The sequence below is a fragment of the Duganella sp. 1411 genome (genome assembly GCF_017833525.1).
Classification (GTDB): domain Bacteria; phylum Pseudomonadota; class Gammaproteobacteria; order Burkholderiales; family Burkholderiaceae_D; genus Rugamonas.
In genome coordinates this window covers 1,119,052-1,142,868 of record NZ_JAFICD010000001.1, presented here as the reverse complement: position 1 = coordinate 1,142,868, position 23,817 = coordinate 1,119,052, and the positions used below count along the sequence as shown (strand labels likewise).

Sequence of the window (23,817 nt, the reverse complement as noted above, 5' to 3'; positions counted from 1 at the left end):
GGAGGCGATATGGAAACAATAGGCTGGCGCGCCGACATGGCGCTGGGCATTCCGCTGTTCGACGAGGCGCACGAAGCCATGGCGGAACAAATCAACCACTTGCTGGCCGGTCCCGACGAGGAGGTCGAGGCCGCCATGGCGCGGCTGACCGAGGCCCTCGAGGACGACTTCCGCCTGGAGGAGTCGTTGATGGAGGCGATCGACTATCCGGCGATTTGTTCGCACCGCGAACAGCACGCGCGGGTGCTGGGCGCGCTGCACCGCCTGGCGCCGGGCGACATCGCCGCCGCCCGCCATGCCGCCAGCCTGATCCTGCCGTGGTTCGACCTGCACCTGGCCACCGCCGACACGGCGCTGGCGCTGGCGCTGCAACTGGCGGAAAAGCCGGCGCCGCGCTAGTCCCCGGCCATCTGTTCAACCCGGTGATTATTGTTGCCGGGGAGGGAAAGTCCCACCCAATCCAAGGCAGAATTGCTGCCTGGTTTTCTAATCGGCGGCTATCGATAAGAAAGTGGGACATGAAAAAAATCTATCCTCACACGGCGCGGCTGGCGCTTTTGCTAGGCACCGCGCTCGGCATCGCGTTGGGCATGGCAGCATCCGCGCCCGCGTCCGCGCAGGGCTACACCTCGATCCCCAACGGCGAGACCTATTTCGACAGCGCCGGCGTCGCCATCCAGGCGCACGGCGGCTTCACGGTCAAGCACGACGGCATGTATTACTGGGTGGGCGAGGACAAGGCGCACAACCGCGCGTCCTTCCGCGGCGTGGCCATGTACAAGTCGGCCGACCTGAAGAACTGGCAGCTGGTCGGTGCCATCCTGACGCCGGAAACGCTGGACGTCCACGGCAACCGCGTGCTGGCGCACTGCAAGATCGAGCGGCCCAAGATCCTGTTCAACCAGGCGACCGGCAAGTTCGTCCTGTGGGGACATTGGGAAACCTACGACGGCTACGGGCCCTCGCAAGTGGTGGTCGCCACGGCCGACAACATCGAGGGGCCGTACACGGTCACGGCCAAGGGCCACTTCCGGCCCGGCGAGGGCAATACCGAGGGTGTCGGCTACCACGTCGGCATCCCGACCCCGGATTATGGCGCCACGCCCGACTCGTCCGGCAATTACCCGACTTTCATTCCGAAGCCCGCCTATCCGCCGGTGGTGGCCAGCGGCGCCGCCTCCAACGAGCTGCTCAACTTCGGCTACGACACCACGCTCAAGGCGGTGGCGGTGGTGGCGGACGCGGAAGGCTACGCCACCAACACGCGTTCGGCCGTCAACACGGTCAGCTACAACATCGGCGCGGCGCCGTCGGCCACCTTGGTGGCGCCCGTTATCGCGCCGTTCACCGCCGCCGGCGCCCAGGTCACCGTCAACGCCAACAAGCTCGACAAGGCCTACATCACCAGCCCGACCCAGGGCGCGAGCGTCTACTACACGGTCGACGGCAGTACGCCGGTGCCCGGCGCGGCCGGCACCACGCTGTACGTGGACGGCAGCGCGATCCCGCTCGACGCCAACAAGACCATCAAGGCGATCGCCGTGCGCGCCGCCGCGCAAAGCCCGGTGGCGAGCGTGACGTATGCGCTGGCCGCCGCCGGATTCACCGCGCCCATCTATCCGCCGGTGATCTCCGTCCCGGGCGGCAACTACGCCGACGCCATCGCCGCGGTCAAGATCTACGCCACCAGCAGCGGCACCACGACCTACTTCACGGCCGACGGCAAGGATCCGGACCCGCCCGTCAAAGGCGGGAACATGGGCTTCGGCTCGCGCGACTTCACGGTGTTCCTCGATCCGGCCACCGGCAAGGCGTATCTGGTCACGGCGCAGGACCATGTCTACCTGCGCGTGTGGCAGCTGAGCGACGACTTCACCGACGTGGTGCCGTCGACGCAATACGCGATGTTCATCAACCAGGCGCGCGAGGCGCCGGCGCTGGTGCGGCATGGCGGCTATATCTATATGTTGACGTCGAAGCAGTCCGGCTGGTACCCGAACCAGCTGCTGTACACCCGCACGCAGGACATCGCCAATCCATCCGGCTGGGAGGCGCAGCGCACCATCGGCGACAACACCGGCTTCCATAGCCAGCCGACGCAGATCATCGACACCAGCAAGACCGGCACGCCGCAGTACGTCTATCTGGGCGACCGCTGGAACCCGGCGCTGCTGGGCAGCTCGACCTACGTGTGGCTGCCGCTGACGCTGGCGGCCGACGGCGCCATGCGCTTCGCCTGGACCCCGTGGCTCAAGATCGACGACGCCACCGGCAAGGCCAGCGGCGCGCTGGACCAGCTGGTGTCGCTTGGCAGGCCGGTGGCCGCCACCGCCAACGTCGCCTCGAGCGCCAGCGCCAGGCGCACGCCGGACCAGGCCAACGACGGCGTCATCGACCAGGGCGCCCACTTCTACCAGCCGATCGGCGCGCCGTTCTTCTGGCAGGTCGACCTGCAGCGGGAGGTCGACCTGGCGCGCATCGACCTGTCGTTCCGCTCGGTGGGCGGATCGGACGCGGCGCACCGCTACAAGGTGTCCGGCAGCCACGACGGCGCGTCCTGGACCCAGCTGTTCGACAATTCGGCCAACAGCCGGGTCGGCTTCCAGAGCCATCCGCTGAGCGGCACCTACCGCTACGTGCGGATCGACGTCAGCCAAGTCTGGGACATGGTGCACAACCAGGGCGCCAGCTGGTCGGCCGGCATCTACGAGGCGTCGGTCTACGCCAAGGCCGGCAACTAGGCGGCGCCGGCCTCACGCCATCTGCGCGATGGTGCGGCGGAAGCGCCGCAGCGCGCCGGCGAACAGCGCCGCGCCGATGGCGGCGATGGCCAGCATCTGCGGCCACACCACGTCGATGCCGGCGCCGCGGTACAGGATAGCCTGGCCGGCGGCGACGAAGTGCGTGGTCGGCGCCGTCAGCATCAGGTCTTGCACCAACGCCGGCATGCTCTCGCGCGGCGTGGTGCCGCCCGACAGCATCTGCAGCGGCAGCAGCACCAGCACCATCAGCATGCCGAACTGCGGCATGCTGCGCGCCAGCGTGGCGAGGAAGATCCCCATCGACGTCGTGGCGAACAGGTGCAGCGCCGCCACCAGCACGAACAGCGCGACCGAGCCGCGCACCGGCACCTGCAGCGCGCCCTGCACGATGAACACCAGCGCCGCCAGCGCGGCCAGCACCACCACCAGGCCCATCGACCAGATCTTGGCCAACATGATCTCGCCGGGCGTGACCGGCATCACCAGCAGGTGCTCGATGGTGCCGTGCTCGCGTTCGCGGATCAGCGCCGCGCCGGTCAGGATGATCGACAGCATGGTGACGTTGTTGATGATCTCCATCAGCGAACCGAACCAGGCCTGCTCGAGGTTGGGGTTGAAGCGCATGCGCAGCGCCAGCGCCACCGGCGGCGCGGCGGCCGGCTGCCGGCGCCGCACGAAGTCGCCCACCTCGTCGGCGACGATCTGCTGGATGTAGCCGTTGCCGGTGAAGGCCTGGCTCATGCGCGTGGCGTCGACGTTGAGCTGGATCGCCGGCGCCCGTCCGGCCAGCGTGTCGCGCTGGTAGCCGGGCGGGATGGCCAGCACGAAGGTGTAGTCTCCGTTGTCGAGGCCGGCGTCGCCACGGGCCGCGTCCACCAGCGACGGCGTCTTGAAGTGGGGCGGATAGAAGCCGGCGGCGATGCGCGCCGACAGCGGCGAGCCGTCCAGGTCGACGATGGCGATGGCGGCGCTGTGCAGGCTCTCTGGCATGGCCGTGGCCGCCACGTAGATCGACAGCGAGAAGGTGTAGGCGATCAGCACCAGCATGGCCGGGTCGCGCAGCAGGCTCCACAACTCCTTGACGCCGAGCCGGTAGATGTGTGCCAGACGAGTGGGCAGGGCGGCGCGCATCAGCCCTCCTGCTTGCGCAGCAGCGCCACCGAGGCGGCCAGGATCAGCGGCGCGGCCACCAGCAGCGGCCACAACGAGCCGCCCAGGTCGGCCAGGCCGAGCGCCTTGTTGAACACGCCCCGGCTGATGGTCAGGAAGTGGGTGGCCGGGTAGATCCGCCCGATCAGCGCGCCGGCCCCGGTCAGCCCGGAGACGGGGTTGAGCAGGCCGGCGAACTGCACGCAGGGGATGATGGTGCCGATCATCGTCACGAACAGCGCGGCGATCTGGCTGCGCGTGAAGGTCGACACCAGCAGCCCGAGGCCGGTGGCGCACACCACGTACACCAGCGCGGCCAAGGTGAGCGTGGCCAGGCTGCCCTTGACGGGCACGCCGAACACGGTCGCCGCCAGCGCCGTCAGCAGCGCGAAGTTGAGCATGCCCAGGCCGATGTAGGGCAGCTGCTTGCCGAGCAGGAACTCGATGCGCGTGACCGGCGTCACGTACAGGTTGAGGATGGAGCCGAGCTCCTTTTCGCGCACCACCGACAGCGCGCTGAGCATGGCCGGTATCATCATCAGCAGCATCGGGATCACCGCCGGGATCATCGCCGGCAGGCTGCGCACGTCCGGGTTGTAGCGGTAGCGCGTCTCAAGCGTGCCGGCGCCGGCCAGGGTGGCGCCGAGCCGGTGCAGCGCCATGTCGGCCAGCCACAGCTGGTGCATCGCCTGCACGTAGCCGCGGGTGGTCTCGGCGCGCATCGGCATGGCGCCGTCGACCCAGGCGCCGACGGCCACCGGCGCGCCGCGCTCGAGGTCGCGCCCGAAGCCGGGCGGCAGTTCGATGGCCAACGCCAACTCGCCGCTGCGCATGCGCCGGTCGAGCTCGGCGTGGTCGGCCAGCGGCGCGTGCTGGACGAAGTAGCGCGAGCCGGACAGGTTGAGCGCGTAATTCTGGCTCAGGCCGCTCTGGTCGCGGTCCAGCACCGCGTACGACAGGTTGTCGACGTCCATGTTGATGCCGTAGCCGATGATGAACATCAGGATCGCCGTGCCCAGCAGCGCGAGCGTGGCGCGCACCGGGTCGCGCCGCAGCTCGAGCGTCTCGCGCAGCGTGTAGCTCAGCGCCCGGCCGGCGGCGCGGCGCCAGCGCGGCGCCGCCGGGCTGGCGGTGGAGGCCGGGGCCGGGGCGGCGTCCGTGGCGGCCGGGGCCTGAGAGGCCGGCGCCGCCGCGTCGGCGCCGCCGGCCTCGCGCAGGTAGGCGATGAAGGCCTGCTCGAGCGTGGCGGCGCCGCGCGCGGCCACCAGCGCGGCCGGGGCGGCGCTGACCAGCACGCGCCCGGCGTGCATCAGCGAGATGCGGTCGCAGCGCTCGGCCTCGTTCATGAAGTGGGTCGAGATGAAGATCGTCACGCGGTCGCGCCGCGCCAGGTCGATCATCAGGCGCCAGAACAGGTCGCGCGCGACGGGGTCGACGCCGGAGGTGGGCTCGTCGAGGATCAGCAGCTCGGGCCGGTGCACCATGGCCACCGCCAGCGACAGGCGCTGGCGCACGCCCAGCGGCAGTTGCTCGGGCAGCGTGTCGAGCACGTCGGTCAGGCCGAAGCGCGCCGCCATGTCGGCCACGCGCGCGCCGATCTCGGCCTCGGGCACGCTGAACAGGCGGGCGTGCAGCACCAGGTTCTGCGCCACGCTCAACTCGCCGTACAGCGAGAACGCCTGCGACATGTAGCCGACCCGGCGCCGGGTCGCCATGTCGCCGGCGTCGACCCGGGCGCCGAACAGCATGGCCTCGCCCTCGCTGGCCGGCAGCAGCCCGGTGAGCATCTTCATCGTGGTCGACTTGCCGCAGCCGTTGGAGCCGAGGAAGCCGAAGATCTCGCCGCGGCCGATGCGGAAGTCGACGTGGTCGACGGCGACGAAATCGCCAAAGCGCATCGTCAGGCCGCGCGCCTCGATGGCGATGTCGCCGCCGGCGCCCTCGAACGGCGGCACCGTCACCGCCTGGTGGCCGGCGCGGCGCGCCGCCGGCAGCAGCGCGATGAAGGCCGCCTCCAGGGTGGGCGCGCCGCTGCGTTCGCGCAGCGCGGCCGGTGTGCCGGTGGCCAGCACCTGGCCGGCGTCCATCGCCACCAGCCAGTCGAAGCGCTCGGCCTCGTCCATGTAGGCGGTGGCGACCACCACGCTCATGCCGGGGCGCTGGGCGCGGATGGCGTCGATCAAATCCCAGAACTGCGCGCGCGAGAGCGGGTCGACGCCGGTGGTGGGCTCGTCGAGGATCAGCAGGTCGGGATCGTGGATCAGCGCGCAGCACAGGCCGAGTTTTTGCTTCATGCCGCCCGACAGCTTGCCGGCCGGGCGCGCCAGGAACGGCGCCAGGCCGGTGCCGGCGGTGAGCTGGTCGATGCGGCGCCGGCGCGCGGGCGCGTCGTGGCCGAACAGGCGCCCGAAGAATTGCAGGTTCTCCTCGACCGACAGGGTCGGGTACAGGTTGCGCCCCAGCCCCTGCGGCATGTAGGCGATGCGCGGGCAGACGGCGTCGCGGTAGCGGCGCGCGCGCATGTCGCCACCGAGCACGCTGATTTCGCCCTGCTGCAGCGCGCGGGCGCCGGCCAGCAGCGACAGCAGGCTCGATTTGCCGACGCCGTCCGGGCCGATCAGGCCGACCATGCGCCCGGCCGGCAGCGCCAGGTCGACGCCGGCCAGCGCGACCGTCTTGCCGTAACGTAGCTCGACGCCGCGCAGCTCGGCCACGGCGGGTTCGCCGGCCGCCGCCTCCGCGCCGGCCTCGCTCACCGGGGCACCTTCACTTCCAGCTCCGGCGGCCACGGGGTCTGGCCGTCCAGGCGCACCCAGGCCACGCCGGGCAGGCCGGTCTTGACCAGGGTCAGGTGCTTGCGCAGCAGCGCCGGATCGATCTGCGCCTTGACGCGGAACATCAGCTTTTGGCGTTCGCTGGCCGTCTCCACCGTCTTGGGCGTGAACTGGGCGGCGCTGGCGACGAACGAGATGCGCGCCGGGATCACGTATTGCGGCGCGGCGTCGAGCACCACCCGCACCGGCGCGCCCAGCGCCAGCCTGCCGGCGGCCTGCTCGGGCACGAAGAAGGTCATGTAGACGTCGCCCAGGTCGACCAGGTTGAGCACCTTGCCGCCGCCGGGCAGCACCTCGCCCGGCTGGGCGATGCGGTACTGCACGCGGCCGGCGCGCGGGGCCGTCAGCGCGCTGTCGGCCAGGTCGACGCCGATGCGCTCGACGGTGGCGCGCGCCGCCGCCGCCGCCGCGCGCGCGCCGGCGGCCTGGGTGCGGGCGGCGTCGATGGCGCTGCCGGCTGCGGCGGCCTGCGCGCGCGCGGCGGTGATGGCGGCGCGGGTCACGCGCACCCGGCTGCGGTCGTCGTCGAGCTCCTGCTCGGACGAGGCGCCCTCGAGCACCAGCGTCTCGGAGCGGCGCAGGCGCCGCTGCGCCGCGTCCTGTTCGCTCTCGCGCTGCGCCACCAGCGCCAGCGCGGCCTGGCGGTCGCTCTCGCGCACCGCCACCATGGCGTCGGCGCTGGCCACGCCGGCCAGCGCCTGCTGGCGCATGGCCTCGGCCTCGTCGTGCTGGGCCTGCAGCGACGACACCTGCATGTGGCCCAGCACCTGGCCGGCGGCCACGAAGTCGCCCTCGTTGACGGCGATGTCCTGCAGCCGGCCGGGCAGCTTGGCGGCGACGTCGATCTCGGTGGCCTCGACCCGGCCGTTGCCGCTGGCAAATTGCGGCCCGGGGCCGTCGGCGTGGAAGTGGCGCCAGGCGTAGGCGGCGCCGGCGAGCAGGACGGTGGCGGCCGCTGCGGCGGCGATTTTCTGGGACAGGGTGGCGGTCATGGGCTTGGGGGAGTAGGGTTGCCGGTGGCGATCACGGGATCGCCGCCGAGCGCGGTGTACAGCGCCACGCCGGCGCCCAGCAGCGCGCGGCGCAGTTGCACCAGTTGCTGTTCGGCGCCGAGCAGGTCGCGCTGGGCGTCGAGCACGTCGAGGAAGGGGGCCGCGCCGTTGTCGTAGCGCAGCTGCGACAGGCGCGCGCGTTCGCGCTGCACCCGCACCGCGCGCTCGCCGACGGCGATCTGGTCGGCCAGCCAGGCGCGCGCCGACAGGGCGTCGGCGACCTCGCGGAAGGCTTGCTGGATGGTTTTTTCGTAGCTGGCCACGGCGCTGTCGCGGCGCGCCTCGGCCAGGTCCAGGTTGGCGCGCCGGCGCCCGCCGTCGAACAGCGGCAGCGTGATGGACGGGGCGAAGCTCCAGGCCCCGGCGCCGGCGCCGAACAGCTTGTCGAGTTCGGCGCTGGCCGTGCCCAGCGAGCCGGTCAGGCTCACCTGCGGGAAGAAGGCGGCGCGCGCCGCGCCGATGTTGGCGCCGGCGGCCTTGAGCTGGTGTTCGGCGGCGATGATGTCGGCGCGCCGCTCCAGCAGCGCGGCCGGCAGGCCGGCGGCCAGCGCCGGCAGGCTGTCGGCGGGCTGGTCGGCGTCGGCGATGGTGGTTGGCGCGGCCGGCGCGCCCACCAGCAATTGCAGCGCGTGGCGCTTGGCGTCGCGCTCCTGCTGCAGCTGGGCGGTCAGCGCCTGCGCCTGCAGCAGCAGGGTTTCGACCTGGGTCACGTTCAGGCGCGAGGTGGCGCCGACGGCGGCGCGGCGGTCGAAGATGCGGTAGCTTTCGCGGCGCGTGGCCAGCGTGCGCTGGGCCAGGGCGATGCGCTGGTCCATCTCGCGCACCTCGAAATAGGCCTCGGCGACCTGGGCGATGAGCGCCATCGTGACGGCGCGTTGCGCGGCCTCGCTGGCCAGGTAGTCCTCGCGCGCGGCCTCGCGCAGGCTCGCCAGGCGGCCCCAGAAGTCGAGCTCCCAGGCGCCGACGCCGACGCCGGCCTGGTACTGGCTGGCGACGGTGGCGCGGCGCGTCGGACTGAGGTCGGCGGGCACGCGCTGGCGCTGCGCGCCGGCCTGCGCCGCCAGCGTGGGCAGGGCGGCGGCGCGCTCGATGCCGTAGGCGGCGCGGGCCTGCTCGACGCGCAGCGCGGCGATGCGCAGGTCGCGGTTGTTGTCCAGCGCCTGGGCGATCAGCGCCTGCAGCGCGGGCGCGGCGAAGTAGGCGCGCCATGCGGGCGGCGCGGCGGCGTTGGGCGGCGCGGCCGGCATCGGGTAGTGGTCGGCGACCGGCAGCGGCGGGCGCGCGTGGGGCGGCGCCAGCGGCGCGCAGCCGGCCAGCAGCGCGCACGCGAGCGCGAGGGGCGCGAGGGGCGTGGACGGGGACATGGCGCGGCTCCTGGTGGTGGACGAATAGGGGCCGTTACGATACCGGCGAAGGCAGTGTAAGGGCGCGGCCAGCGCCTTGTATTTGATCCATGTCAAATTTCACGAATGTAATGTTCAGGCCGCTAATGGGCCGCCGATGCCGCCGCCGCTGGTTTGACTTTTCGCCGGATCCGGGCGACCATCTGGTGAAAACGTTTTCAAAACAATGGAGGATGACAGTTGAGAGCTACCCATTTCATCCCGGGCGCGGCCCGGAGATTCGTCGCGCTGGCGTTGCTGGGCGGCGCGGCGGCGGCTGCGGGCGCCGCGTCCGGCGACGGCCGGATCAAGCTCGACCAGATCGGCTTCCTGCCCGGATCGGACAAGGTCGCCGTGGCCCCGAACGTCGACGGCGCCGGCTTTGCCATCGTCAAGGCCGGCAGCGATACGGTGGTGCTGCGCGGCACGCTGGGCGCGCCCGCCGTCTACGCGCCGTCGGCAGAAACGGTCAGGCTGGCCGGCTTCAGCGAACTGGTGGCGCCCGGGCGCTACCAGCTGCGCGTGCCGGGCTTGCCCGATTCGGCGCCGTTCACGGTCGGCGCCGACGCCTACCAGGCGCTCAACGCCGCCGCGATCAAGGCCTACTATTTAAACCGCGCCGGCATCGCCTTGCCGGAAAAATACGCGGGAGTCTACGCCCGCAAGGCCGGGCATCCGGACACGCACGTGCTGGTCCACGAATCGGCGGCGTCGCCCGCGCGTCCGGCCGGCACCGTCCTGTCCAGTCCCAAGGGCTGGTACGACGCCGGCGACTACAATAAATACATCGTCAACTCGGGCATCACGACCTACACCCTGCTGGCCTCGTTCGAGGATTTCGCCGCCTTCCACCAGGCGCAGAACCTCAACATTCCCGAAAGCGGCAACGGCGTTCCCGACATCCTCAACGAAGCGCTGTGGAACCTGGAATGGATGCTCACCATGCAGGACCCGGCCGACGGCGGCGTCTATCACAAGCTGACCGACAAGTCCTTCGACGGCATGGTCATGCCGGACCAGGCGGTGCAGCAGCGCTACGTGGTGCAAAAGACCACGGCGGCGGCGCTCGACTTCGCCGCCGTCATGGCGACCGCGAGCCGCGTGCTCAAGCCGTATGACGGCCAGCTGCACGGGATGTCGGCCAAGATGCTGGCGGCGTCGAAGGCGGCGTGGCAATGGGCGCGGAGCCATCCGGCCGTCTATTATCGCCAGCCCCAGGACATCCGCACCGGCGAGTACGGCGACGCCGACGTGAGCGACGAGTTCGCATGGGCGGCGGCCGAGTTGTATATCAGCACCGGCGATGACGCCTTTTACAAGGCGATGAAGGCGCCCTCGGTGCCGGCGACGGTACCGTCCTGGAGCGACGTGCGCGGCCTGGCGTGGATGTCGCTGGCGCGCCACCGCAAGCAACTGAGCCCGGCGGCCGACCAGGCGCTGATCGCCGCCAGGATAGACGGCCTGGCCGGCGAGCTGGCCAAGGTGTGGAAGCAATCGGCGTACGGCGTCACCATGCAAACGGCCGACTACGTCTGGGGCAGCAGCGCGGTGGCGCTGAACCAGGCCATGATGCTGGTGCAGGGCTACCGCCTGAACGGCAAACCCGAGTATCTGCGCGCGGCCCAGTCGGGCCTTGACTATGTGCTCGGCCGCAATGCCGTCGACACGTCCTTCGTCACCGGCTACGGCGTCAAGTCGGCGCAGCACCCGCACCACCGGCCGTCGGTGGCGGACGGCGTCGCCGCACCGGTGCCCGGATTCCTGGTCGGCGGCCCGCAGCCGGGCCAGCAGGACAAGGGCGACTGCCGCGCGTCCTACCCGTCGCCGCTGCCGGCCAAGTCGTGGCTGGACGACGCCTGCTCCTACGCCAGCAACGAGATCGCCATCAACTGGAACGCGCCGCTGGTCTACGTCTCGGCGGCGATCCAGGCGTTGACGCCGCCCGTTCCGGCGAAGTAGGCGCGCGGGCGCCGCCTCAGCGTCCGCCGGACCTGGCGTTGACCTCGGCCGGTGCCGGGGCCAGCTGGACGGCGCCCGCCTCGTGCGCGTGTTGCGATCCGGTTGGGTCGGCGATCTGGAACGGCCGTTCCTGTTGCCCGCCATTGGCTTGCGGGTCGATGCGCGGCGCGGGGATGTCGGCGCGTTCGGCCTTCTTCTTCGCGCTGTCGACGCCGAAGCGCTGGTCGCGCGCGGCCACCATGGCCGGATCGGCCTGTCCGTCGGCGGTGAAGCCCATCATCAGCTGCGGCACGCCCAACGGCAATTGCTTGTGCAGGTCGGTATGCCATGTGTGCCAGGTCTTGCCGTACGTGCCTACAAGTTTCTTCATCAATTCCTTCTCCGCCGCCGCCGGTATCCCCGGCGCGATCAGCTGGCCCGACTTGACCTCGTGCACGTGGCTGTGCCAGAGCGCCTTTTCCGTCGCCGGCAGCGTGCGGAACAGTTTTTCGCTGACGATGTATTCAACCCCCATGAGCTTGGCGTCCTTGACGTTGCCGTCGTAGATCACGCACTGGGTGACGTCCTCGTTCAATATGGCGCAGTAGTGGTGCGCTTCCATCTGGAGGTTGGGCTTGCCGCTGTAGAAGTGGAAGCCGTCCAGGTAGGCGTTGAGGGCCTCGATTGGCGGTTTGTTCTGGAGGAGGGCGGCGCCCGCCTCCAGCGCCTTGGTCTTGGCGGTGGCCGGCGTGCCGGGCGTCGGGAGGGCGGATTCGGTTTTTTGTCCGCAGGCGCCCAGCAACAACGCGGCGCAGGCGGGCATCAAGCGGAGTAATGCGTTTTTTGGGGGCATGGCTTCATCCTTCACGGTGGGACGATACGGGCGGTCGCCACGTCACATTGTCACTTGTAGGGAAAAGCCACCGTTAAGCACCGAACCCTGTGCCCAACCCGACATATCGCGAATGATTTGCACGGGCCGCCCGATAGTTGGGTATAAAGACACTCTTTTACGAGCCCGTCGTGGTGGCCGCCTACACCCGCCGTGACGGCGTGGACGACATCGTCCACCACGCGCTGCTGCACGAGGCCGGCAGCTACGAGCTGATCGTGCCGAAGGGCGAGTACGGGCTGCCGATGCCGTCACGGGAAAAGCAGGCTCAGTTGGGCCTGGTCCGCGACCTCGGCGTCCTCGCGGGGTCCAGCGCCTGCAGCAGCCAGCGGCACAACCGTTGCACGGTCGAGTGGTGGCCGTTGCACACGGCCGATTGCGCCAGTTGCGCCATCAGCACCTGGGTATAGCGCAGCAGCAGGTCGAACAGCGGCCCCTTGCGGTGGAATTCGGTCAGCAGCACGCTCGCGCGCAGGCGGTAGGCGTGGCCGGCGCTGTGCACGATCGCGCGGTTCGGCGCGGCCGCGCCGCCCATGAACAGCGTCACCCCCAGCAAGCCCTCGTTGCCGACGCTGGCGATCTCGGACGCGCCGCCATCCTCCAGCTCGTATTGGATGGAGATCACCGCGGTGGTGGGGAAATACACATACGTCAGCTGGCTGCCGCTCTGGTACAGCACGTCGCCCTGCGCCATTGCCACCAGTTCGAGCTGCGGGGCCAGTCTGTCGAATTCGGCGGCCGATAGCAGCGCCAGCAGGGAATTCTGTTTAGGATAGGCATTACGCATCGGGATAAAACCCTTAGTTAAAAAACAATTATCCTGTGCAGGCTGGCACGCCGACCGGCCCCGGTCTGTGTGTTTGCGCACATAACCGTGCCGGCGCCGCCACGCATCGCGGATAATTTTGCGCGCCATCGCACAGCGGCGTTCGTTGCCTGCCGTCAGGATTGGTCATGGTTGACCGGCATGTCGGCGCGGCCCAAGAAACCCGTTCCCGGGCGTGGCTTTTACTGTAGAGTGTGCCGGATGGGAACCTCATGACAGCCGAAACAACTTATCCGCAAGCAATCCTGACGTGGCTTGAAACAAACGACTCGCCGCTGTTGTGCCATCGTTCGGTCCAGTTGTGGAACGCGATCCACGAGGAACTGTCGCCGATCGTCGGCGCCGCCGGCTTCATCGCGTTGTACAACCGCTGCATCGATCTGTGCGGCGACGGCCATCCGTGGCTCAAACCGGCCCCCGCCGGCAGCGCGGCGGCGCTGTGCTTCGACACGCTGGGCGCGCAGATGGCCCAGCGCGGCGCGTCCGAGGCGCTGGCCGTCAGCGGCGCGCTGTTGGCCCGCTTCCATGGGCTGCTGCGGCTGTTGATCGGCGCGTCGCTGACCGACGGCGTGTTCGATGCCGCCTGGCGCGACCGGCCGGGGATGCGCCCGGCCACCCCGGCAGCGCCGGGAGCGGCGCCATGAGCGGCGGCGTCGATCCGGAGCGCCGCGTGGGGCGGTGCGACCGGCGCGCTCCCAAGAACGCCGGCGCCGACGGGGACGAGGCGGAGCGGATGAGAAGCGCGCTGCAACGCCATATCGACAAGTTGCGCGAGGCCAACGCCCAGTTGGTCATCGCCGCGCTCAAGGCCCAGGTCGTGACGGAGGAGGTGCAACGCGCCAAGGACGCGCTGGGCCACCTGGCCCACCACGACTTCCTCACCGGCCTGCCCAACCGTCCGCTGCTGATGGAGCGCATGGCCCAGGCGATCGGCATGGCGCAGCGCCAGCACAGCAGGATGGCGGTGCTGTTCATCGATCTGGACCGCTTCAAGATCATCAACGACTCGCTCGGCCACGCGGTCGGCGACCTGCTGCTGCAGGCGGTGGGACAGCGCCTGGTGGCGGCGATCCGCGCCAGCGACACGGCCAGCCGCCTGGGCGGCGACGAGTTCGTCGTGTTGCTGGCCGAGGTGGCCAACGAGCGCTCGGCGTCCGAGCTGGCCGACAAGCTGTGCCGCGCGCTGGCCGAGCCGTTCGACCTCGACGGCCAGACCGCGCACATCGGCGGCACCATCGGCATCAGCATGTATCCGGACGACGGCGAGCAGGCCGAGGCGCTGATACGCAACGCCGACGTGGCGATGTACCATGGCAAACACAGCGGGCGCAACCGCTGTTATTTCTTCCGGCCCGAGATGAACCTGCGCGCGCTCGAGCGCCAGCGCGTCGAGGCCGACCTGCACCGCGCGCTCGCGCGCGGCGACTTCGAGCTGTATTACCAGCCGCGCGTGAACCTGGCCAGCGGCGCCATCGCCGGCGCCGAGGCGCTGCTGCGCTGGACCCATCCCGAGCACGGCGCGGTGGCGCCGTCGCGCTTCATCCCGGTGGCCGAGGAGTGCGGCCTGATCGTGCCGATCGGCCACTGGGTGCTGCGCGAGGCGTGCATGCAAGTGGCGCGCTGGAAGGCGGACGGGCTCGATCCCGGCGTGATCGCGGTCAACATCTCGGCGCTGGAGTTCCGCGACGACGGCTTCACCGGCCGCCTGCGCGCGGCCCTGGCCGACAGCGGCCTGTCGCCGCAGTGCCTGGAACTGGAGATCACCGAAGGGGTGCTGATGGACGACGCCGGCGCCAGCGCCGCCATCCTGGCCGAGCTCAAGGAGATCGGCGTGCTGTTGGCCATCGACGACTTCGGCACCGGTTATTCCAGCCTCAGCTACCTGAACCGTTTCCCCATCGACGTGCTCAAGATCGACCAGTCGTTCGTGCACGGCATCAGCGCGGCGCCGGGCGACGGCGTCATCGTCGGCGCCGTCATCGCCATGGGCGGCAGCCTGGGCCACAAGGTGGTGGCCGAGGGTGTCGAACGGCAGTCGCAGCTCGACTTCCTGCGCGAGCGCCACTGCGACGAGGGCCAGGGCTATCTGTTCAGCCTGCCGCTGGCGGCGGACGCCTTCGCGGCGCTGCTGGCGCGCCGCGCAGGACCCTGACGCGCGACGGTATTTCCCTGCCGCCGGGCAAACTGGCGTATGGTGTGAACGTGTGCCCCGCGATCCGCCTCGACGCATTTTTTTCAAACGACTTATCAAGGCTCGCCCCACTATCATGAACGACAACGCGGAACCCGAGGCCACCGGCGTGGCGCCAGCGCCGGCCGGCCGCGACGGCCAGTACCTGCAAGCCCTGCACGACAAGGAGCTGGGCGACCTGCGCGCCCTGATCGCGCAGTTGCTGCTGCAGCTCGAGGCGCTGCAGCAGCGCAACGCCAGCGCGCAGACGACCGAGCGCCACGTCATGCAGCTGCGCGAGGCCAACGCCCACCTGGTGCTGGCCACCTTCAACGCCCAGGACAAGCAAGCCAGCGCGGAGGCGTCGATGCGGCGCCAGACCGAGTTCCTGTCGATGCTGGCGCACGAGCTGCGCAATCCGCTGCAGCCGATCGCCTTCGCCAGCACCTTGCTGGCGAAGTTGGCCGGCGGCGATCCGGAACTGCCGCGCCTGCACGCCATCATCGAGCGCCAGACGGGGCACATGACGCGCCTGATCGACGATCTGCTCGACGCCTCGCGCATCAGCAGCGGCAAGATCGGCCTGGACAAATCGACCTTGCTGCTGGCCGACATCGTGGCGCTGGCGGCCGAGGGTAGCCAGCCGCGGCTGGAAGCGCGCCAGCAGCGGCTGACGATCACGCAGCCGGCCGGCGAGGTGCCGCTGTACGGCGACCGCGTGCGGCTGGCGCAGGTGTTCGCCAATCTGCTCAACAACGCCTCCAAGTTCTCGCCCGAATACGAGGCGATCGCGCTCGAGGCGCACGTGGTGGGCAACATGGTGCGGATCGCGGTGCGCGACCACGGCATGGGCATGGCGCCGGAGTTGCAGCCGTTCATCTTCGACCTGTTCACGCAGGGCCTGCAGTCGCTCGACCGCGCCCAAGGCGGCCTGGGCATCGGGCTGACGCTGGTGCGCTCGCTGGTCGAAATGCACGGCGGCACGGTGCGCGCGCACAGCGACGGCATCGGCCAGGGTAGCACCTTCACCGTGCTGCTGCCGTTGGGCGCGGCCGCGTCCGCGCCGGCGGCGTTGCCGCTGCCGCCGCTGCCGACGCCGACACGGCGCCGCATCCTGCTGGTCGAGGACAACCTCGACGCGGCCGCCACGCTGGCCTTGCTGCTCGAGCTGGGCGGCCACACGGTGGAACAGTGCCACGACGGCGCCGACGGCGTGCGGCGCGGCCTGGCCGGCCAATACGACCTGGTGCTGTGCGACATCGGCCTGCCGGGGCTCGACGGCTTCTCCGTCGCCGAGCGCATCCGCGCCGGCGTGACGGGCAAGATGCCGTTTTTCATCGCCACGTCCGGCTACAACCAGCCGCAGGACCGCGCCCGCGCCATCCGTTGCGGCTTCGACCACTACCTGGTCAAGCCGGTGGCCATCGATATGTTACTCGCGTTGATAGAGTTACATGTACACTGACGGCCTTCGGCGGCGCAAGCGGCAACCACACCATCGCTACACGGTATTCACACTTAATTATGGCGACTAACGACGAGCGGCACCAGATGATCGAGCGCAACGTGATGCGCAGCCCCGGAACCATCCGGGCTGACGTCATCGTGCTGTGGGAGCGGCTCGCCGTCGAATTGAGCGGGATCATCGGACAAGGCGGTTTCGACACGCTGTACGCACGCAGCGTGCACGTGGCGCGCGCGCGCCATCCATGGCTCGACGAGGGCGCCGACCCCGGTTTCGACAAGCTCGGGGCCGGCCTCGAGGCCCAGGAGCCGGCCGCCGTCGGCGAGGCCAGCATCGCGCTGCTCATTATTTTCACCGACACGCTGATCCAATTGATCGGCGCGCCGTTGACCACCGCCATACTCCGATCGGCCTGGGGCCGGGACACCGCGGACACTGCCGCAAAGGGAATTCAACAATGAGCAATAAAGTCGAGATTCAGCGCCTGGCGACGGGTGTGCCCGGGTTGGACGAGCTGCTGGGGGGCGGCATTCCCGAGTTCTCCTTCAACCTGCTGGCGGGCACGCCCGGCAGCGGCAAGACCACGATGGCGCACCAGATCATGTTTTCGCTGGCCAACCCGCAGCGGCGCGCGCTGTTCTTCACCGTACTCGGCGAGCCGCCGCTCAAAATGCTGCGCTACCAGCAGCAGTTTCCGTTTTTCGACATCGACAAGGTCAACGAGTCGATCAAGTTCGTCAACCTGGCGGCCGACCTGCTCGAGGGCGACTTCGACCGGGTGCTGGCGCGTATCGCCGACGAGGTGCGCAACTTCTCGCCGAGCCTGGTCTTCGTCGACTCCTTCCGCTCGGTGGTGCAGTCGGCCCAGGGCATGGACCGCGGCGCGGCCGGCCTGCAGCACTTCGTCCAGCAGCTGGGCATGCAGATGACCAGCTGGCTGGCCACCACCTTCCTGATCGGCGAGTACCTGGCGCCGGAGGCCGAGTCGAGCCCGGTGTTCACGGTGGCCGACGGCATCATCTGGATGTCGCAGCTGGTCCAGCGCGACGCGCTGGTGCGCAAGATCCAGGTGGTCAAGATGCGCGGCCAGGCGCAGAGCCTGGGCGTGCACACCTTCCGCATCAGCGACAACGGCGTCGACATCTTCCCGCGCGCCATGCTCGGCGCCAGCGCGCGCGAGGTCAGCATCGACGGCGAGCAGCGCCTGTCGACCGGCGTGGCCGAGCTCGACGCGATGATGGGCGGCGGCGTGCCGGCCGGCTATTCGCTGCTGCTGGTGGGGCCGTCCGGCTCGGGCAAGTCGGTGCTGGCCACGCAGTTCCTGGCCGAGGGCGTGCGCGTCGGCGAGGCCGGCGTCATCGCCGCCTTCGAGAAAAGCCCGAACCAGCTGCTGAGCCATCAGCTCAACGAACTGATCGCCAGCGGCCGGGTCGGCGTCATCAACACCCGCACGCTGGACCTGTCGATCGACGAGATCCTGCACGACCTGGTCGGCATGATCAAGCGCATGGGGGCCAAGCGGGTGGTGATCGACTCGCTGTCGGGCTTCGAGCTGGCGCTGGCGTCGTCGTTCCGCGACGACTTCCGCGAGTCGCTGTACCGCATGGTGGCGGTGCTGACGGCGATGGGGGTGACCGTGCTGATGACGGCCGAGCTCGAGGACCGCTACGAGATGCTGCGCTTCAGCTCCTACGGCAACGCCTTCCTGGCCGACGCCATCGTCATGCAGCGCTACGTCGAGCTCGAGGGGCAGTTCAAGCGCGTGATGTCGGTGGTCAAGGTGCGCTCTAGCGACCACAGCAAGGATATCCGCTTCTTCGACATCACCGCCGACGGCATCGTCATCGGCGAGCCGCTGACGCAATATGTCGGCATCCTGACCGGGCGCCCGGCGACGGCGGCGCCGTAGCGCGCCCGGCCGCGCCGCGGCGCCGCGCCCGGCCGCGTCAGTGGCGCAGCGTCAGCCCGCCCGCCGCCACGGCGGTGCGGTCCGGCGCGGCGACGGCGTTCCCGCCGGCCCGCGCGCCGTTGTCGTAATCGAGCGCCTCGGCGCCGGTGACGGCGTCCACATGCGTCACCCGCACCCGCAGCCGGTCCGGTCCCGCGCCGGTTGCGCCGGCGCCTTCGCCGCCGGAGGCCTCGACCACGAAGCGATAGCCGTCGCGGCCGTTGAGCCGTCCGGTGCCTTCCACGCGGGCCCGGTGGCCGCTGGCGGTGGTCGTCATCTGGTCGCTGCGGAACTGGAACGGACCGGACAGACTGACGACGGGCTCGCCGGCGGCGGCGCCGCTGCCGAGCGGCGCCCAGAGCGCGAACGCCAGCGGCAGGTCGCGGTGGCCGCGCCCCAGCGACGCGCCGCCGGGCAGCGACCCTTTGCCGGCCAGCGCCGCGATGGTGGCGCTGGCGACGACGATCTCCTGTCGCGCTTCGGCGTAGAGGCCGTCCGTGTCGGTGACGCGCGCCGTCAGCAGGTGGTAGCCGGCGGCGCACAGGCGATGTCGCAGCCGCAGCTCGCCGACGCCGTTCGCCTCGTGGACCACGGGCGCCGGCGCCGGGCAGCCGTCGGTCCACGTGGCGCTGCCGGTGTGGGTCTGCGTGCGCGCGTTGTCGACGAAGCCGGCCGTCACCACCACGTCCTGCCCGACCTCGAGCGTGGGTGCAAGCCCCAGCAGCGGGCCGAGCACCGGCGCGTCGGTGCCGGTCTTGCCCGGACGCAGCATGACCAGGCCGGCGTTGGAGTACGCCAGGATGGTGCCGGCCTCGTTGATGGCCGCGCCGGCCCGCAGCACCAGCCCGGCCGGCGGACGGTGCAGGCGCGTGTTCAGGTCGACCGGCAGCGCGCCCGCCGATTGCCACAGCGCCGCGCGCGAATCGTGCCAGTCCCGCCCGGAGCGGATGGTCCAACCGACCATCTCGCTCTTGTTATTGATGTCGCGCACGCCGGTGTGCGTCGCCGTGCCCGGCGGCAGCGGCGTCAAGCCGCGCGCCAGCGTCCACAGGTAGGCCGTGTCGCGGTCGCCGCGGTCGGCGTTGCCGATCACCTCGCCGCGGTCGTTCAGGCCGGCCACCAGCGCGGTGCCGCCGCCCTCGACGTCGATCGGCACCATGCCGCTGCGCCGGCTCCAGAAGAAGCCGAGGACGCGCTCGTCGGTGGCGTTGTCCGATTCGCCGGCCACCTCGTTGCGCTCGTTGATGTGCAGGCCGAACGCGCGCCCGCCGCCCAGCGTGCCGAGGTCGGTCAGCGCGCCGTCCTTGTCCCACAGCGTGGCGTGGATGTCGCCGCTGGCGACGTCGGCGAAACCGGTCGAGACGTTGAGCTCGTTGACGGCGAACGCCTCCGACAGCGACAGTGGAAGCGGCCCCAGCGGCGTGATCGTGCCGTCCGGATTCCAGCGCACGGCGCGCGCGCTCACGCCGGGCGCCGGCGTGTCGCCGACGATGACGTTGCGGTCGTTGATGTCGCGCGCGGTGCTGACCGAGTCGCCGGGCAGCGCGCGCATGCCGTCGCGCAAGGTCCAGGCGAAGCCCAGGACGTTGCCGTGCCAGTCGCGGTCGAGCGACTGGCCGACCACCACGCCGTTGTCGTTGAGACCGTTGATCCAGGTATAGCCGCCGCCCAGCGAGCCGATGTCGTGGACGCGGTCGCCGTCGAAGAAACCGTTCGCGCCGCCGGCCCCGGCGGAGCCGAAGGCGGCCTGGCCGCGTTCGTTCAGCAGGGCGGTGGACGCGTCCGGCGACAGGTTGATGACGCTGTAGACGGGCGCGGTCCGCGCGGGGGCAACGGCCGCGCCGGTGTCGGCGGCGTCGGTGGCCGCTGCCACGGCCGCGGCCGGCGCCAGCAAAACCGCCAGGGCGGCGGCGATGGCGTGCCGGCGCAACCCGCCGTTGTCGATCCAAAGATGTTGCATGATAAGGTCTCCTTGCGGAAAGTGAGCGCAAGCAGGCGCTTGCACTGGCGCCGGCGTGGGCGGCGGCCCGCCCCCGGGCTGCCCCAACTGTAGGCGTCTGCGCGGCGGCGGCGCTGACGGCGCTCAAACGGAGGCGGCGCGCACGAATGGCGCGCGATCCGGCGTTTTGCGTTTTCGACTATCATGGGTTTGGTTGAATGTGTTCCGTCCACAATGAAGATATCGCTGACTCCCCGTCGTTTATCCCGTGTTCTTTTCTGCTTACTTTTGTCCCCGGCGCCAGCGCAGGCCGGGGAAAGCCGCCTGTCGCTGATGGTGCAGAACGACGCCTTCGCCGCCAGCGACGGCGGCGGCTACACCAGCGGCATCACGCTGGCCCACTTGCGCAGCGTGTCGCCCGGGCAAACCTCGATCGCGCCGCTGCCGGTGGTGGGCGCGCTGGCCCCGTGGCTGGGCGTCGGCCCGGCGGTGTCGACCCGATTCTCGCTGAGCCAGATCATGGTGACGCCGCGCGACCTGAGCCGCAAGCAGCCCGACCCGGCCGACGCGCCCTATGTCGGCGCGCTGTGGCTCGGCGCCGGCCAGGTGGCGGTGCGCGACGAGGTGGCCGACATCGTCGGCTTGCGCATTGGCGTCATGGGCCCGGCGTCGGGCGCGCGCCGGTCGCAGACGCTGATCCACCGCCTGATCGGCTCGGAACGCCCGCAAGGCTGGGACAGCCAGGGACCGAACCGCCTGTTGCTGGGCGTGGAGCGCTATCGCGGCTGGCGCTGGGGCGCGGACGGGGCGGCCGGGCCGGGCGCCGACGCGATCGTCGTGGCCGGCGGCACGCTGGGCAATTTGCAGTCGTCGGCCGGGGCCAGCATCGTGCTGCGCTATGGCACCGGACTCAAACGCAGCTACCCGGCGTCGTTGCGGCAGGAACTGCGCAGCGCCGATCCGGTGCTGCTGGGCAGCGGGTGGTTCGTCTATGCCGGGCTGCACGGGGACCGGGTGTTCTCGCACGCAGGGATCGGCGAGAACCGCTACGCCGACAGCGGCACGGCCGAGTTGCGCCGCAAGCAGAGCGTCGCCGTGGCCGGCGTCGCGTATGGTTTGCCGCGGGCGTCGGTGTCGTTTTCGTTGCAGAGCGCCAGTCCGCTGGTCACGTCGACGGCCAAGCGCAAGTTCTACGGGTCGCTGGTGCTCACCGTGCCGTGGTAGCCGGATCGCCGTCGGCGGCCGCGGCCTGGCGCAGCATCGCTTGCAGCTCGGCCAGCACCACCGGCTTGAGCAAGTGATGGTCGAAGCCGGCCGCGCGCGAGCGGGCGCGGTCCTCGGCGGCGCCCCAGCCGGTCAGCGCGGCCAGCGTGACGTGCTCCAGGCCGGGCAGGGCGCGCATGGCGCGCGCCGTCTGGTAGCCGTCCATGCCGGGCATGCCGATGTCGAGCAGCGCCACGTGTGGCCGGAACGTTTCGGCGACGGCCAGCGCGCTGGCGCCGTCGTAGGCGACGCGCGTCTCGTGGCCGTCGTTTTGCAGCAGCTCGCGCAGCGTGTCGGCGGCGTCGTGGTTGTCGTCGGTGATGAGCACGCGCAGCCGCGCGGCCGGCGCCGCCGCTTGCAAGGTATGGGCCGGCGCCTGCCGCGCGGCGTCGCCGCCGTCGGCCAGCGGCAGCCGGATCGTGAACTTGCTGCCCAGACCGACGCCGGGACTGGCCGCCGTGACGCTGCCGCCGTGCAGCTCCAGCAGCCGGCGCACCAGCGACAGGCCGATGCCCAGCCCGCCTTTTGAATTGGCGATGCTGCGCCCGACCTGGGTGAACATGTCGAACACGCTGGTGATCGATTCGGCCGGGATGCCCATGCCGTCGTCGGCTACCTCGATCAGCAATTGCCCGTCGGCCACCGCGGCCGAGATGGCGATGTGGCCGCCGGCCGGCGTGTACTTGGCGGCGTTCGACAACAGGTTGCTGAGCACCTGGCTGAGGCGGACCACGTCGACGTCGACCACGGCGGCGGCCTCGGGCAGGCGCACCGTCAGCGTGTGGCCGGCCGCGTCGAGCAGCGGCTGGCTGGTCTCGACCGCCAGCGCCACCAGCGTCTTGAGCTCGGCGCGCTCCTTTTTGAGCACCAGCTTGCCGCTGGAGACGCGCGCGATATCGAGCAGGTCGTTAATCAGGTGCACCATGTGCGACACCTGGCGTTCCATCATCGCGCGCACGTTGGCCATCGATACCGGATCGCCGCCGGCCAGTTTCATGATTTCCAGGCCGTTGCGCACCGGCGCCAGCGGATTGCGCAGCTCGTGGGCCAGGGTGGCCAGGAATTCGGACTTGTGGCGGTCGGCCTCGCGCAGCGCCTCGGTCGAGCGCACCCGCTCGATGTGCGCCCAGCAGCGTTCCACCACGTCCTCCACCAGCGCCACCTCGTCGGCCGACCAGGCGCGCGGATGGCGCTGGTGCACCGCCATCATCGCCACCAGCTTGCCGGCCTTGACCAGCGGACAGCAGATGATGGCCTTGATGCCGATCTGGTTGAACATCTCGTAGCCGTCGCCGGACGCCAGTTCGGTGTCGACGTTATTGATTTGCAGCGTCTTTCCAGCCCGCAGGTTGCCGGTGGCGCGGCTGCCGAACAGGTCGAGCGAATACACGCCCACCGTGCTGAAGGCGCCCTCGACGGTCCAGTCGTGGCGGATCGTGAAGCGGTCGTTGTCCGGCTCCAGGTCGGCGTAGGCCACGCGCGTGACGTCCAGGTGCCGGCCCAGCAGGCGCGTGGCCTCGGCCATGATGGTCTTGGCGTCGGCGGCGATGCTGGTGGCCTTGCCGATGGTGTCGAGCAGGCGCAGGCGCTCCTCGACCCGCTTTTGCCGGGTGGTCTCGGTGCACACGCAAAACACCCCGGCCACCGCGCCGGTCTCGTCACGGACCGGGCCGACCGAGAACGTCGCGTACATCTGTTCCGCATAGCCGTGGCGGTGCAGGATGAACGGCTGGTCCTCGGCGTGGGTGCAGACGCCGGCCATGGCGCCGTTGAGCATCGGGCCGACCTGGTGCCAGACGTCGCTCCAGACCTCGTGGAACGGCTTGCCCAGCGCGTTCTCGGGCGGATCGGCGAGCGCGCCCAGGATCGGCCGGTAGGCGTCGTTGAACAGCAGGTGCAGGCCCGGTCCCCAGGCGATGTACATCGGATGGCTCGAGCCGAGCATGATGCTGACCGTGGTGCGCAGCGCCGGCGGCCAGTCCGCTAGCGGGCCCAGCGGCGTGGCCGCCCAGTCCAGCGTCCGCAGCAACTCCCCCATCCGCCCGCCGCCGGCGGCGAAGGCGATGTCGTGGGCGGGGTGGGGCGGGGACGGGCGATGCGGCATGGGCGAACTTTTCCGGTGGCGGTGGCGGGTGGTGGGTCGGTCGAACCGGGCCCGAGAGCCGAACGATAGCATTTCCTCCCGCCCAACACGGCT

General features: G+C 70.3%; 17 protein-coding genes. 9 read left to right on the top strand and 8 right to left on the bottom strand.

What is annotated here, in order from left to right; translation table 11 throughout:
• Nucleotides 1–9: 9 nt before the first annotated feature.
• Nucleotides 10–399 carry a bacteriohemerythrin gene (locus JOD97_RS04485; RefSeq protein ID WP_209713688.1) on the top strand — a complete coding sequence of 130 codons (390 nt, stop codon included), beginning with the start codon at nucleotides 10–12 and terminating at the stop codon, nucleotides 397–399.
• Nucleotides 400–518: 119 nt separating this feature from the next.
• Nucleotides 519–2,741, top strand: a complete 2,223-nt coding sequence (locus JOD97_RS04480; RefSeq protein WP_209713686.1) for a family 43 glycosylhydrolase — start codon at nucleotides 519–521, stop codon at nucleotides 2,739–2,741.
• Nucleotides 2,742–2,753: 12 nt separating this feature from the next.
• Here JOD97_RS04480 and JOD97_RS04475 read toward each other — a convergent pair whose 3' ends face one another.
• The 4 genes from JOD97_RS04475 to JOD97_RS04460 are packed head-to-tail and all read right to left on the bottom strand — an operon-like array spanning nucleotide 2,754 to nucleotide 9,161.
• Nucleotides 2,754–3,893 (bottom strand): ABC transporter permease, encoded by a 1,140-nt coding sequence (locus JOD97_RS04475; RefSeq protein ID WP_209713684.1) that lies wholly within the window; start codon nucleotides 3,891–3,893, stop codon nucleotides 2,754–2,756.
• Complete coding sequence (gene rbbA, locus JOD97_RS04470; protein ID WP_209713682.1) at nucleotides 3,893–6,667, bottom strand: ribosome-associated ATPase/putative transporter RbbA; 2,775 nt, start codon at nucleotides 6,665–6,667, stop codon at nucleotides 3,893–3,895. The genes JOD97_RS04475 and rbbA overlap by 1 nt, the downstream gene beginning before the upstream one ends.
• Nucleotides 6,664–7,737, bottom strand: a complete 1,074-nt coding sequence (locus tag JOD97_RS04465; RefSeq protein WP_209713680.1) for an HlyD family secretion protein — start codon at nucleotides 7,735–7,737, stop codon at nucleotides 6,664–6,666. Before JOD97_RS04465 ends, rbbA begins: the two co-directional genes overlap by 4 nt.
• Nucleotides 7,734–9,161: an efflux transporter outer membrane subunit gene (locus JOD97_RS04460; protein ID WP_209713678.1), complete on the bottom strand. Its 1,428-nt coding sequence runs from the start codon at nucleotides 9,159–9,161 to the stop codon at nucleotides 7,734–7,736. Before JOD97_RS04460 ends, JOD97_RS04465 begins: the two co-directional genes overlap by 4 nt.
• Before the next feature lie 219 nt (nucleotides 9,162–9,380).
• On the opposite strand from JOD97_RS04460, the gene JOD97_RS04455 reads away from it, so the two are divergent.
• Nucleotides 9,381–11,138 (top strand): glycoside hydrolase family 9 protein, encoded by a 1,758-nt coding sequence (locus tag JOD97_RS04455; RefSeq protein ID WP_229264178.1) that lies wholly within the window; start codon nucleotides 9,381–9,383, stop codon nucleotides 11,136–11,138.
• 16 nt (nucleotides 11,139–11,154) lie between these two features.
• Here the strand turns inward: JOD97_RS04455 and JOD97_RS04450 are convergent, their stop codons facing one another.
• Both JOD97_RS04450 and JOD97_RS04445 read right to left on the bottom strand, forming a co-directional pair.
• A complete protein-coding gene (locus JOD97_RS04450; RefSeq protein ID WP_229264177.1) occupies nucleotides 11,155–11,970 on the bottom strand; it encodes an OBAP family protein in 816 nt (271 codons plus the stop codon).
• A 307-nt stretch (nucleotides 11,971–12,277) separates the two neighbouring features.
• On the bottom strand, nucleotides 12,278–12,796 hold the full coding sequence (locus tag JOD97_RS04445; RefSeq protein ID WP_209713676.1) for a Crp/Fnr family transcriptional regulator: 519 nt from the start codon (nucleotides 12,794–12,796) through the stop codon (nucleotides 12,278–12,280).
• Between the two features lie 251 nt (nucleotides 12,797–13,047).
• On the opposite strand from JOD97_RS04445, the gene JOD97_RS04440 reads away from it, so the two are divergent.
• The 5 genes from JOD97_RS04440 (at nucleotide 13,048) to JOD97_RS04420 (ending at nucleotide 18,379) form a co-directional block, all read left to right on the top strand.
• Nucleotides 13,048–13,479, top strand: a complete 432-nt coding sequence (locus JOD97_RS04440) for a hypothetical protein (protein WP_209713674.1) — start codon at nucleotides 13,048–13,050, stop codon at nucleotides 13,477–13,479.
• Entirely contained in the window at nucleotides 13,476–14,987 is a 1,512-nt protein-coding gene (locus JOD97_RS04435; protein WP_209713672.1) for a bifunctional diguanylate cyclase/phosphodiesterase, read from the top strand. Before JOD97_RS04440 ends, JOD97_RS04435 begins: the two co-directional genes overlap by 4 nt.
• A 115-nt stretch (nucleotides 14,988–15,102) precedes the next feature.
• Nucleotides 15,103–16,470: a hybrid sensor histidine kinase/response regulator gene (locus tag JOD97_RS04430; RefSeq protein ID WP_209713670.1), complete on the top strand. Its 1,368-nt coding sequence runs from the start codon at nucleotides 15,103–15,105 to the stop codon at nucleotides 16,468–16,470.
• An 86-nt stretch (nucleotides 16,471–16,556) separates the two neighbouring features.
• Nucleotides 16,557–16,931, top strand: coding sequence for a hypothetical protein (locus tag JOD97_RS04425; RefSeq protein WP_209713668.1), 375 nt, complete (start codon nucleotides 16,557–16,559; stop codon nucleotides 16,929–16,931).
• Nucleotides 16,928–18,379 (top strand): ATPase domain-containing protein, encoded by a 1,452-nt coding sequence (locus tag JOD97_RS04420; RefSeq protein ID WP_209713666.1) that lies wholly within the window; start codon nucleotides 16,928–16,930, stop codon nucleotides 18,377–18,379. The genes JOD97_RS04425 and JOD97_RS04420 overlap by 4 nt, the downstream gene beginning before the upstream one ends.
• Before the next feature lie 37 nt (nucleotides 18,380–18,416).
• Here JOD97_RS04420 and JOD97_RS04415 read toward each other — a convergent pair whose 3' ends face one another.
• Nucleotides 18,417–20,378, bottom strand: coding sequence for a hypothetical protein (locus tag JOD97_RS04415; RefSeq protein WP_209713664.1), 1,962 nt, complete (start codon nucleotides 20,376–20,378; stop codon nucleotides 18,417–18,419).
• Nucleotides 20,379–20,645: 267 nt separating this feature from the next.
• Here JOD97_RS04415 and JOD97_RS04410 point away from each other — a divergent pair, with 267 nt between their 5' ends.
• On the top strand, nucleotides 20,646–21,581 hold the full coding sequence (locus JOD97_RS04410) for a lipid A deacylase LpxR family protein (protein WP_209713662.1): 936 nt from the start codon (nucleotides 20,646–20,648) through the stop codon (nucleotides 21,579–21,581).
• Here JOD97_RS04410 and JOD97_RS04405 read toward each other — a convergent pair.
• On the bottom strand, nucleotides 21,565–23,724 hold the full coding sequence (locus JOD97_RS04405) for an ATP-binding protein (RefSeq protein ID WP_209713661.1): 2,160 nt from the start codon (nucleotides 23,722–23,724) through the stop codon (nucleotides 21,565–21,567). The two genes, JOD97_RS04410 and JOD97_RS04405, sit on opposite strands and share 17 nt — an antisense overlap.
• Nucleotides 23,725–23,817: the final 93 nt, after the last annotated feature.

What these genes read in the sequence shown, in the direction of transcription:
- JOD97_RS04430 (WP_209713670.1), top strand. Translation starts at nt 15,103, where the DNA reads ATGAACGACAACGCGGAACCCGAGGCCACCGGCGTGGCGCCAGCGCCG.
- JOD97_RS04485 (WP_209713688.1), top strand. Translation starts at nt 10, where the DNA reads ATGGAAACAATAGGCTGGCGCGCCGACATGGCGCTGGGCATTCCGCTG.
- JOD97_RS04405 (WP_209713661.1), bottom strand. Translation starts at nt 23,724, where the DNA reads ATGCCGCATCGCCCGTCCCCGCCCCACCCCGCCCACGACATCGCCTTC.
- JOD97_RS04480 (WP_209713686.1), top strand. Translation starts at nt 519, where the DNA reads ATGAAAAAAATCTATCCTCACACGGCGCGGCTGGCGCTTTTGCTAGGC.
- JOD97_RS04465 (WP_209713680.1), bottom strand. Translation starts at nt 7,737, where the DNA reads ATGACCGCCACCCTGTCCCAGAAAATCGCCGCCGCAGCGGCCGCCACC.
- JOD97_RS04460 (WP_209713678.1), bottom strand. Translation starts at nt 9,161, where the DNA reads ATGTCCCCGTCCACGCCCCTCGCGCCCCTCGCGCTCGCGTGCGCGCTG.
- JOD97_RS04445 (WP_209713676.1), bottom strand. Translation starts at nt 12,796, where the DNA reads ATGCGTAATGCCTATCCTAAACAGAATTCCCTGCTGGCGCTGCTATCG.
- JOD97_RS04425 (WP_209713668.1), top strand. Translation starts at nt 16,557, where the DNA reads ATGATCGAGCGCAACGTGATGCGCAGCCCCGGAACCATCCGGGCTGAC.
- JOD97_RS04435 (WP_209713672.1), top strand. Translation starts at nt 13,476, where the DNA reads ATGAGCGGCGGCGTCGATCCGGAGCGCCGCGTGGGGCGGTGCGACCGG.
- JOD97_RS04440 (WP_209713674.1), top strand. Translation starts at nt 13,048, where the DNA reads ATGACAGCCGAAACAACTTATCCGCAAGCAATCCTGACGTGGCTTGAA.
- JOD97_RS04415 (WP_209713664.1), bottom strand. Translation starts at nt 20,378, where the DNA reads ATGCAACATCTTTGGATCGACAACGGCGGGTTGCGCCGGCACGCCATC.
- JOD97_RS04450 (WP_229264177.1), bottom strand. Translation starts at nt 11,970, where the DNA reads ATGCCCCCAAAAAACGCATTACTCCGCTTGATGCCCGCCTGCGCCGCG.
- JOD97_RS04475 (WP_209713684.1), bottom strand. Translation starts at nt 3,893, where the DNA reads ATGCGCGCCGCCCTGCCCACTCGTCTGGCACACATCTACCGGCTCGGC.
- JOD97_RS04420 (WP_209713666.1), top strand. Translation starts at nt 16,928, where the DNA reads ATGAGCAATAAAGTCGAGATTCAGCGCCTGGCGACGGGTGTGCCCGGG.